Raw genomic sequence first — 10,201 nt, 5'->3', positions numbered from 1 at the left:
TGCCTTCGACGAGGATGGCGTCCGCTTCCGCTACAAGGACTATCGCCGCAACGGCGCCGAGCGCTACGGCGCCATGACGCTCAGCACCGACGAATTCATCCGCCGCTTCCTGCTCCACGTCCTGCCGCGCGGCTTTCATCGGATCCGTCACTATGGCCTGCTCGCCAGCGCCACCCGCAAGGACAGCATCGCCCGCGCTCGCGAGCTACTCGCAGCGGCACCGCCGCCCGAACCGCCGCCAGAGGATCGGCCCGTGCCGCTGCCGCCCTGTCCCTGCTGCGGCGGACGGATGCGCATCATCGAGAGTTTCGAGCGCTGGCGCCAGAAGCGACCGCCGCCGCGGACCATCGCGCTTGCCGCGAAGACGGCGCCGTGACCCGGCACGGCCTGCTCCACCTTGAGGCTGCTGCAGTAGCGCTCCAGCCGACCGCCCCAGTCGTCCCTTTCGCCGCGGAGGGGGTCAGCCGAGGCCTCCAACACCGATCGCGAGGCCAAATCCTGCCGCCGCTGGCCCGCCAAGCCGATGCTCTCGCTGCCGCCGAGCTACGCCAGACCATCCGGCGCCGAGCCGCTGTCAGCCGCCGGACTCTCAAAACCCCATAGCGCCGTGCCCCGCACCCGCGGGTTCCTACATTGGAGGATTTCATACGCCTGCCGGCGCCCGAAATCCTTCACAAAGGCGGACGTTCGGGGCCGGCGAGGCGGTTCCTGAAACCGGACGATCGTCCGGCCCGTGCGCGTGAGAATGACTGCTAGTCGGTGGCAATATGCACACACCACCATGCCGGGAGAAGGAGGGCCGCCCGTGGCCATGTGGCTGCAATCTTCCATGGGGCGACTCTCGCTCGCTCTTCTGGCGCTCGCGGTCAGCGGCCGAGGCTCCGCCTACACCCCTGCGGGCGTGCTCGTCTGGTTCGAGAGCGGCAGCAGCCGGATCATCCCGCCCTTTCCGAAAGTGCTCGATTATTTTGCCGACTGGCGCGCCCTTTTCCTGAGGAAACGATCATCGTCATCGAGGGCAGCGCTGATCGGGTCGTCGACCCGGCAGCGAACCGTCGGCTCTCCTCTGCGCGAGCGCGGGCCGTCGAGCGCTTTCTCGACCCTCGTGGCGTGCACCCCGGCCGAACCGAGGTGAGAGGCATCGGCGAGAAGGACCGTTTCTGCGAGGCCCCGACGAGGCTCCGCAGGCCAATGATCGTATCGTCACTGTCCATCCGCGGGAGGGGCGAACTACGATGATGCGGAGACACGGCCGTGATGACGTCCTCATCGTCAATGAGGACCTCTGCTGACCGCAGCCACTGGGACGACCGGCAGGTTTGCGCCATTGCACGAACGCGCTCGCGCGGGATTGGTGCGCGGCTCGGCGGCAGGGACGTAATCGAAAAAACTTGAGCGGTGCGAAGTCTCCCTCGGAGGCTGGAGGTCCCTCGTCAGCTCGCCCGGGAGCAATGTCTGACAGACGCGCCCAAGCGGCGCCTTCGCCGATGTCTCAACTCGCTCTCTGCTGGAGGCACCGGGAGCTCTCCTGCTGGCGCTGCCGTTAAGCCGCCTAGCGGGAGCGCGGGACGCCGGGTGGCGCGGGAGGACAGGTGATCGGCAGGACGGCGCGGTAGACCGCGTCCCGATCGCCCTGTGGGATGGCCTGGATGAATGAGTCGAGGTCTCTTCCGAACTGTTCGCGTCTGGCGCGCCTCTGCGCGTAATTGTGGGCGATCGCCCGTGCTCCCGCGTCGCCGGGTAGTCGCTTGTGTTGTGCGAATTCGAGACCGCTGCGATGCACGTCGCGCAGGTAGGGTATCGTCACCGTCCTGAAAAAAGCGAGTGCGGCGGAGCGCGTCGGTTCCCGGACCCGGGAGAAGTCCCGCAGTGCGCAGTCGAAGGTTGCTGGGTCGAGGGATCCGTCTTCCGCTTCAGAGGGCCTTTCGGTCGGAGCTGCCGTGGCACAGAGGGCGGTGGCGCCGAGGAGCAGGGCGAAACGTGCAGAACGGATCATGAAGCGATCGATACTGCGTCCAGGTTGAGACTTCGTTTCAGATGCGCAGTCGAAACAAGGCGACTTACGGTCCACTTCACTGATTGCACAGAACAGGCAGCTCGGTAAGCGCGTCCCGAGCGAACTGCGGCCGCTTCGGAACCTTTTCCGGACTCGGGTGCCGTGCTCCGATGCGACGATGGGTCGGGTCACCGCATGATCCCGTCACGTTCCCGCAGAAGGATGAGGCAGCCCGGCAGATGTATGTTCGTTGACGGCAACGTTTCCAGGCCGAACAGCACGGTCGGCGAGCATCCCGGATAATTCAGAAGACTCAAGACGAGGGAGCAATATTGAAGGGGCGGAGTATGCATTTCTTCCAGGAAACGGCTTGCAAAGCTGTTTCGGCTCCGTCAGGACTATGCCTGAGGTGAACGTGGTACCTCATCTGGAGGCCTTATGAGTCGTGTAGTGGGCGCGACGAGGGCGGGCGACTGGGGTCATTACGCCCGTGATCGTTCCATGGACGCTAACCTTCAAAACGGGGATTCGGCGTCGCCAGTCCCAGCCGTTATTCATCCTGCGGTCGTTGCATGATGCACGCACGGTCGCTTCTTTGCCGGCTAGCAGCTCAGCTCCAGAGGTTGGTGGCCGGGTCTTCATTCTCAATCTTCGCGCAAGGGAGCCCATTGTGGTGCCCCTCTACGCCAAAGGATCATGTTCTTACGACGACCAACGTGATGGTTCATCGTTTGATGTTCCTGAGTGCGCTCGTGGCAGCGATTTTAGTCGCGGCTTGTGCTCCGCAGCCCAGCTACCGCTACGAGCTTACCGTAGAGATCGATACGCCTGAGGGGCTTCGGAAGGGCTCGAGCGTGCTCGAGGTGCACGCGCAAAAGGAATTCCGGCTCTTGCCCAACTTCCAAGGGCAGTCGGTGTTAGCCGAAGGCGAGGCTGTCACGGTCCTGCTGCCGAAAGGGGAGAAGCTGTTCGCTCTGCTTGGGGGCGATGCACGCGGCCGCGGCACTGCCGAGACCATTCCACTTGCAATGCTGACCGATGAGGAACGAAAGACGATTCCCTTCGTCGAAGTTGGAGGTGTCCTGTCGGCGCAAAAGCGACAGGCTGTCCTTCGTCCTGAAGATTATCCGCAGTTTGTCCGCTTTTCGGACCTCAGCGATCCGGGAACTATCGAGCAGATCAATCCCGCCGACGTCGCAAAGCTCTACGGGTCGGGCTATGCGATCCGTCGTATCATTGCCAAAACAACAAGTGCACCAGTCTCCAGGAGATTAGAGCGCCATCTGATCTGGCTTCCTCGCAGAAAAAGTCCGATCACCCGTGCGATACCAAACGGTCAACTTATATTCGAACCTATAAGTTCATTTAAGCGATAGTTGGTAGGAATGGACGAGGATCTTTTTCTTAGCATTGCTGCGATGGATGCGTATTATCGCAACAACCCCAATTCGCAACTGCAAATCTCAGGAAACCAGATAGGCAACGCTGTCGTCGTGCGAACCAGCCCGCCAAGCTCTTCCGGGTTCAGCGCTGTGCAGTATAGCGTGGTTGGCGACGGTGTCGGTGCCTTAGAGGCAGGTACCCCGATAATCGCCTACAGAGGCACCGACCAAATCGTAGATATCCGAAGTTGGGTCACGATCTTTTCAAATCCGAATGCTCCGCAGATCGAGGAGGCGATCGACTTTTACCGATCGGCTGATGACCTAACGTCTTCTCCAATCGTGTTGACCGGGCATTCGTTGGGTGGGGCGTTGGCCGGTATGGTCGGCGCCTTGTTCCAAGAAGAGGCGGTTCTCATCGCCAACATCTCATTCGAGGCCACGACAAATCGGATTTACTCGGAGCAAACCTATGGCGACAAAACGCCATGGTCGCCGAACTTTGCGGGCATAAGGACCTATGCAGTCGCTGGCGAGGTCGCCGAGTCCACCCGGCTCGTGCAGAATACGCCCGTCACGACGATACCGTTCCCGACGATAACCGGTCCGCTGTGGGACTGGGAGCTGCATGCAGCCGATATCCACGTGATCCTGCTCTATTCGCATCTGTTCCAGGCAAGCATGCGGAACTGGGAAGATGCCATCGATCCGCTTTTCGAGGCCCTCACCTCGGTCCGAGTCGGCGAGTCCGCCGGGTTCGCGGACGCGACCTCACTTTCTTCCGCCATCGCCTATTCCGCTCTCTCGGAAGGTGAGCGACCCTTCGGCGACACCGCCATTCGCGCAATGTTCGACGACGCCGCGGATCTCTCCGTGGGTGTATCCGCGACCGCCAGTTCCGCAGTGCGGGAATCCGAGAGCCTGATCGGTGAAGTCCTGGTGGAGAATGCCGGCAGGCTCGCTTTCGGAGCCGTGCTGGTGGAAGACGATCCACAGGCGGCGTCCGGAATTCTTTCTCTGGCGGAGAGCGGCTCGGCGCTGACGATTAACCTCTCCGATGCGGCTTGGACTAAAGATGGCCTCGTCAACAAACCGGACGTGTTGGAAGAGCTTATTCTGACGTCTGTCGAAGAGGGAGGAGGCCTAGCCGAATTCGCATGGAAGGCGCTAACGTGGCTTAGCGATACGACGGGAGAGGCCGCTGGTCATATCGTCGATATCGTCGATGCGCTTAGCTACCAAATCGAGATCGGTGCTCCTGACGAGTTGTCGTTTACGGACGCCAATTCCATCCTGGTGTTCGTTATGGGGCAGTTTGCCGGGGTCGAGCAGCATCTTACTTCCCCAGGCAATTCTAAGAACTTTATCATTGGGTCTAGCGCAGGTGAGGGTATCGATGCCCGGGATGGAGTCGACGTCCTCCTCGGAAATGGCGGCAACGACAAACTAGAAGGTGGCGGAGGAAGCGACTGGATCCACGGCGGCGATGGCCACGATCAAGCCATCTATGACGGTTCAGAAGCATCCATAACGGTCCGCTTCGATGGAAGTGGAAATTCTCCTTCATTGACCGTTCTCGACGGAAGCGGCGGCACCGACACACTCCTCTCGATTGAGGAGATCGTCGCTACCCAGTACAACGATTCGTTCAGTTTCATCGGCTCACTGCCGAACGAATACGATCTCAAAATCGATGCGGCCGGCGGGCAGCAGCATTCGGACCTGATCGACTTGCAGGCGGCCACAGCGCAGCTTCAAGCCAAGATCACCGAAGGCGGTGTGGAGCTGACCAGCCCCGGGAGCAGCGGGCGGATCGAACTGAGCGGCTTCCACACGACGGTTAGCGGCTCAGACACGGCGAAGACGATCTTCATAGGCGCGGGCACGGGCGCGGAATTCCGCGCCGGGGCGGCCGGTGGCGATTTCACTCTGCTTGCCGGTGACAAGGCCTACGGCCATGAAGGCGCTGTGGACGTATTCCGCGTCACGACAACGGTGCCCGAAGAATTTGCGTCCCTCAGCGAAGCGGAGAAGGTTGCATACCTCACACGGAACAAGGTGTTCATCGGTAAATTCGGAACTGAAGACCAGATCTACGTGAATGACTTGCTGTTCGACGGTAACAAGCTTTCGAGCACCTTGATGCAGGCTTGGTCGGATCATCCTAATGACGACGTGCGATTTGGTGAGGTGAACCTCTCCGGACAAAGCAGCTACGGCACGGTCTACCTGCAATCTTATTTCGTGGAATGGGGCACGACCGTCACGGGTGCGCCTTATGGCCGCTACGTCGCCGATCCAGGCCCAGTCCGGCACGTCTCGTATAGTCTTGTCGACAACTCCGGCCTCGGCCTGATCAGCTTCTCGTCGACGGATATGGCTGGGGCCGGGCTTCCTTCACTTTCATCTGCAGACGAACGGCTTACGATCCTGATCGACGGCTTCACGGACGGTGAAGGTGGGATCAGCTTCCAAGCCGATGCCCTCGCGAACGTGATCGCCGAGCCGCCAGAGGGCTTCTGGTGGACTAACACTCCCGAACTGGGCTTCTGGCCCTACGGCGATTACCGCGACAAAGGGAACGTGCTCTGGGTCGGGACAGCCGACTTCCTCGACGGCAACCCCGACGGGTTCATCACCGGCGGCGGTACGAAGATCGACAGCGCCCATCCCATGTACAATCTCGGCCCGCGCTTGTGGGACGATACCGGTTTCGATTGGGAGGCCTACATGATGCCGCCGCAGGTGATGGATGGCGGCGCAGGTGACGACAGTTTTGAAGGCGGGTGGGCGGACGATGTGCTAGGCGGCGTTGGAGGTAACGACACCCTTGCCGGCGGCCCCGGCAATGATCGATTGTCCGGCGGTGATGGCGACGACAGGCTGGTAGGAGACTACGGCGACGATTTCCTCCAGGGCGGCGACGGCGACGACGTTCTTATTGCAGGCTGGGGCAACGACATCGTCGATGGAGGCCCCGGGGTCGATATCGCGCACGTCTTCGACAGTTCATCGAACGTGCGCCTGTACCGCGATGAAGAGGGCACGGTGCTGAGCGCGTCCGCCTACTCCACGACGGAGGTGACTCGCTTTATGAATGTCGAGGCTCTCTACTTCGAGGACGACGGGGTCACGATCTCCCTCGCGGATCTTGCGGGCGGTACCAGCGGTGACGACATTCTCAGCGGCACGGAAGGCTACGACACGTACGACGCGGGCCAGGGTAACGACGTTCTCTATGGCCTTGGCGGAGACGACTGGTTGTTCGGCGGGGCCGGGGACGATGTGCTCACAGGGGGAGAGCACTACGACCTGCTCGATGGCGGCACGGGATTCGACATCGCTCATTTTGCCGGCAACATAGACGACTACCTGATCGCACTCGGCGAGGACGGGACGCTGACCGTGGCGGACTTCTGGAACTCGGACGGCGAGGATACGCTCTCAGCCATAGAGAGACTAGTCTTCGACGGAGACGGCAGCGTTGTCGACCTGCTCTCCGCGCCGCAGCTCGGCACCGGCGAAGACGATGACATAGAGGGTAGTGCCGGCGCCGACCTGGTGCTTGGCTTCACTGGTAACGACGTTCTCTCCGGCGGTGCCGGCGACGATAGTCTCCGTGGCGGGGACGGCGAGGATCAACTGCGAGGGGATGAGGGACACGACGTCCTGTACGGCGGTCGTGGCGACGACCAGTTCGATGGCGGAGCGGGTGACGACACGATCGTGTATCGGCTTGGCGAGGGCTCGGATTCGATCGTACCGGGCGAAGGATGGGACGTGCTCAGGCTGGCCGGCCTCTATTCGGCCGACGTCATGTTCTGGACAGGAGGCGGCGGCAGCAACGACATCGTACTGGCCTTCCCGTACCCGGGCAGCACGGTCGCCATTCGCGGAGGGGCGGCCACGGCCGATTCGATCGACATGATCGAGTTTGAGGACGGGAGCAGCTGGACACGCGCACAGCTGATCGACCGCTATCTGGCAGCTCAGATCAGCGACGGCCCGGACAATGTCACGGGCACCTCGGGTGCCGACACAATCGATGCCCTTGGTGGAAATGACGTCGTGGAGGGGCTTGCCGGCAACGACACTCTGGCCGGGGGCGCTGGCAACGACGCGCTGTACGGCGGGGAGGGCGACGATCTGCTCGACGGCGGCGCGGGCAACGACCAGCTCGATGGCGGGGCCGGCGACGACCTCTTCCAGTACAGCGCCCTCGGAGGCGGCTTTGATGCCGTTGCCGGCGGGGATGGGTACGACGGGATCGTAGCAACCGGGATCAATGCCTGGATCGGGCTGAGCTCGCTCTCCGGCGTCGAGGCGATCGGCTCGGGCGGCTTCGCGGGTGTGGCATATCGGGTACCTCCGCGGCAGACACCCTCGACTTCAGTGGTGTGACCCTCACCGGAATCGTCAAGATAGACGGCTCCGGCGGGAACGACAGGCTGACTGGATCGATCGGCGCCGATACTATTGCCGGCGGTGCCGGGAACGACACCGCGGCGGGCGGCGACGGCAACGACATCCTGGAGGGCGGCGCCGGCAACGACGTGCTCGACGGGGGCCTGGGCGACGACGTTTTCCGCTACAATTTCAGCTCCGCGGGAGACGGCTATGATGCGGTCGACGGCGGCGACGGCTACGACACGATCCTCGCAACCGGCACCAACGCGTGGATCGGCCTGAGCACCCTTGCGGGCGTCGAGGCGATAAGCTCGGGTGGCTTCAGCGGCGTCGCCATCTGGGGCGCCGGGGGCAATGATAAGCTCAATTTCTCAGGCATCACGCTGAGCGGAATTGTGAAGATCGACGCCGCCGGGGGTGACGACGTGCTGATCGGCTCAGCGGGGGCGGATACGCTGGCGGGCGGCGCGGGCAACGACTGGATCGACGGCGGTCTGGGGAACGACGTGATCGATGGGGGAGCCGGTACTGACACCGCCGACTACGCGAGCCGCACGACGGCAATGACGATCAGCCTCGCGGTCACGACGAGCCAGGCGGTGATGGTCGGGGAAAGCGACCAGCTCGTCGCGATCGAGAACGTGATCGGCGGCAGCGGTGGCGACACGATCACCGGAAGCTCCGCCGCGAATGTGCTGAGCGGTGGCGCCGGCAACGACGTTCTCACCGGCGGTGCCGGCAACGATGCGCTGGACGGTGGCGTCGGCGACGACGTCTTCCGGTACAACTACAGCACCGGCGGCGACGGATATGATGCGGTCACCGGCGGCGATGGCTATGATACGATTGCCGCCACCGGTGCGAATGCGTGGATCGGGCTTATCTCGCTCTCGGGGATCGAAGCGATCACGTCCGGCGGGTTCACCGGTGTGAACGTGTTTGGCTTCACCGGTGCCGACACGCTCGACTTCAGCGGTGTCACCCTCACCGGCATCGGGAAGATCGATGGCGCCGCCGGAAACGACATTCTCACCGGTTCCGCCGGGGACGATCTGATCTACGGCGCGACCGGCAACGACCGCATCGAGGGAGGACTCGGAACCGACACGGCTGGATTCGCCGGCGCCAAGGCCACCTACACCATCACCACATCGGCCGGCTCGATCTCGGTCGTCGACACTGCCACCACCACCGACGGCAACGAAGGCACTGACACCCTTTCCGGGATCGAGCACCTCAAGTTCAAAGACCAGACTGTCGGGATCGCGTCCCCCATCGTCCTAGACCTCGACGGAGACGGTGTCGAGCTGGTCGATCTCGCGGCCTCGCGGGCGCGGTTCGACTTCGACGGCGACGGGGCGCGCGAGCGTACCGGCTGGATCGGCAAGGGGGACGGGCTGCTCGTCTACGACCGCAACGGGGACGGGAGGATCTTCGGCGCGAACGAGCTGTCGTTCATCGGCGACAAGCCGGGGGCGCTTTCCGATCTCGACGGCCTGAGCGCATTCGACTCCAACAGGGACGGGCTGTTCTCGGCCAAGGACGCGGCCTGGGCAGATTTCCGCATCTGGAAGGACAAGGATCTCGACGGGGTGCAGGACAAGGGCGAGCTGCTGTCGATGCGCAAGGCAGGCGTGGCTTCGATCACGCTGACTGGGGCGGCGACGGAGCAGAGCTGGGAGTGGGGCGAGAACATCGTCATCAATCACGGTCAGTTCACCCGGACGAACGGCAGATCCGGATCGCTCGCCGACGTCGCCCTGAACTACGATCCGGCCGACCAGCAGCAACAGGGCGCCTTCCGCGGAGGCGAATGGTTCGAGAGGCTCTTTCCCATCCTGCCTGTAGAGCACGACGCCGTGGTGAGTTACGAGCTCCTTCCGATGCTGCCGGCGGCGCCGGAGTTCTGAACCGAAGAAGCCCGCAAGGTCGGAGCCGGCGCTATTTTGCATCGGCCTGAACTTGCCGGCACGCCGACCCTGGCGGCAATCTCAGCGCGGAATACACGTCTCCCCGACGGCAGCTTTGCGCCAGGTCCAGCCGAAAAGCGGTCCGGCGGGAGTGCGCCAGTGCACGAACCCGCTCGCGCGGGATTGGTGAGGGCGGTGAGGCCGCGGGTCATCGATAGCGCTTGAGCGCGTCGGAGTCGTCCTCCGAGCCTGAGGGGTCACCCTTCAGCTCGAGAGGAAGACGCGATGACGACACAGATCCCCCGTCCGATCACCCCGCTCCGCCAGCGTATGCTCGAGGACATGGCGATGCGCGGCCTGCGCGAGGGCACGCAGCGCGACTACATCCGCTTCGTGCGCAGCTTCGCCGCTTTCCTGGGGCGGCCTCCCGACACCGCCACGGCCGAGGATATCCGCCGCTTTCAGGTCCACCAGGCCGAGAGCGGGGCGCAGGCACCCACCGTCAA

At 63.0% G+C, this 10,201-nt stretch carries 6 protein-coding genes; all 6 read left to right on the top strand.

What is annotated here, in order from left to right; all coding sequences use genetic code 11:
- Nucleotides 1-376, top strand: a 376-nt coding sequence (locus E2493_RS20045) for a transposase (protein ID WP_191992985.1), incomplete at its 5' end; no start/stop codon positions are given.
- 383 nt (nucleotides 377-759) lie between these two features.
- A complete protein-coding gene (locus E2493_RS20040; protein ID WP_135090431.1) occupies nucleotides 760-1,239 on the top strand; it encodes an OmpA family protein in 480 nt (159 codons plus the stop codon).
- 1,491 nt (nucleotides 1,240-2,730) lie between these two features.
- Complete coding sequence (locus tag E2493_RS20035; RefSeq protein ID WP_135090429.1) at nucleotides 2,731-3,372, top strand: hypothetical protein; 642 nt, start codon at nucleotides 2,731-2,733, stop codon at nucleotides 3,370-3,372.
- A 9-nt stretch (nucleotides 3,373-3,381) separates the two neighbouring features.
- Nucleotides 3,382-7,779, top strand: coding sequence for an Mbeg1-like protein (locus tag E2493_RS20030; protein ID WP_135090427.1), 4,398 nt, complete (start codon nucleotides 3,382-3,384; stop codon nucleotides 7,777-7,779).
- A complete protein-coding gene (locus tag E2493_RS20025) occupies nucleotides 7,776-9,695 on the top strand; it encodes a calcium-binding protein (protein WP_135090425.1) in 1,920 nt (639 codons plus the stop codon). Before E2493_RS20030 ends, E2493_RS20025 begins: the two co-directional genes overlap by 4 nt.
- A 285-nt stretch (nucleotides 9,696-9,980) precedes the next feature.
- A partial coding sequence (locus E2493_RS20020; RefSeq protein WP_167737344.1) for a phage integrase N-terminal SAM-like domain-containing protein occupies nucleotides 9,981-10,201 on the top strand: 221 nt, incomplete at its 3' end.

Source organism: Sphingomonas parva (ex Maeng et al. 2020), assembly GCF_004564275.1.
Lineage (GTDB): Bacteria > Pseudomonadota > Alphaproteobacteria > Sphingomonadales > Sphingomonadaceae > Allosphingosinicella > Allosphingosinicella parva.
This window is presented reverse-complemented; position numbering and strand designations above follow the sequence as displayed.

Coding starts and splice junctions, on each gene's coding strand:
- E2493_RS20035 (WP_135090429.1), top strand. CDS start 2,731: ATGTTCCTGAGTGCGCTCGTGGCAGCGATTTTAGTCGCGGCTTGTGCT.
- E2493_RS20030 (WP_135090427.1), top strand. CDS start 3,382: ATGGACGAGGATCTTTTTCTTAGCATTGCTGCGATGGATGCGTATTAT.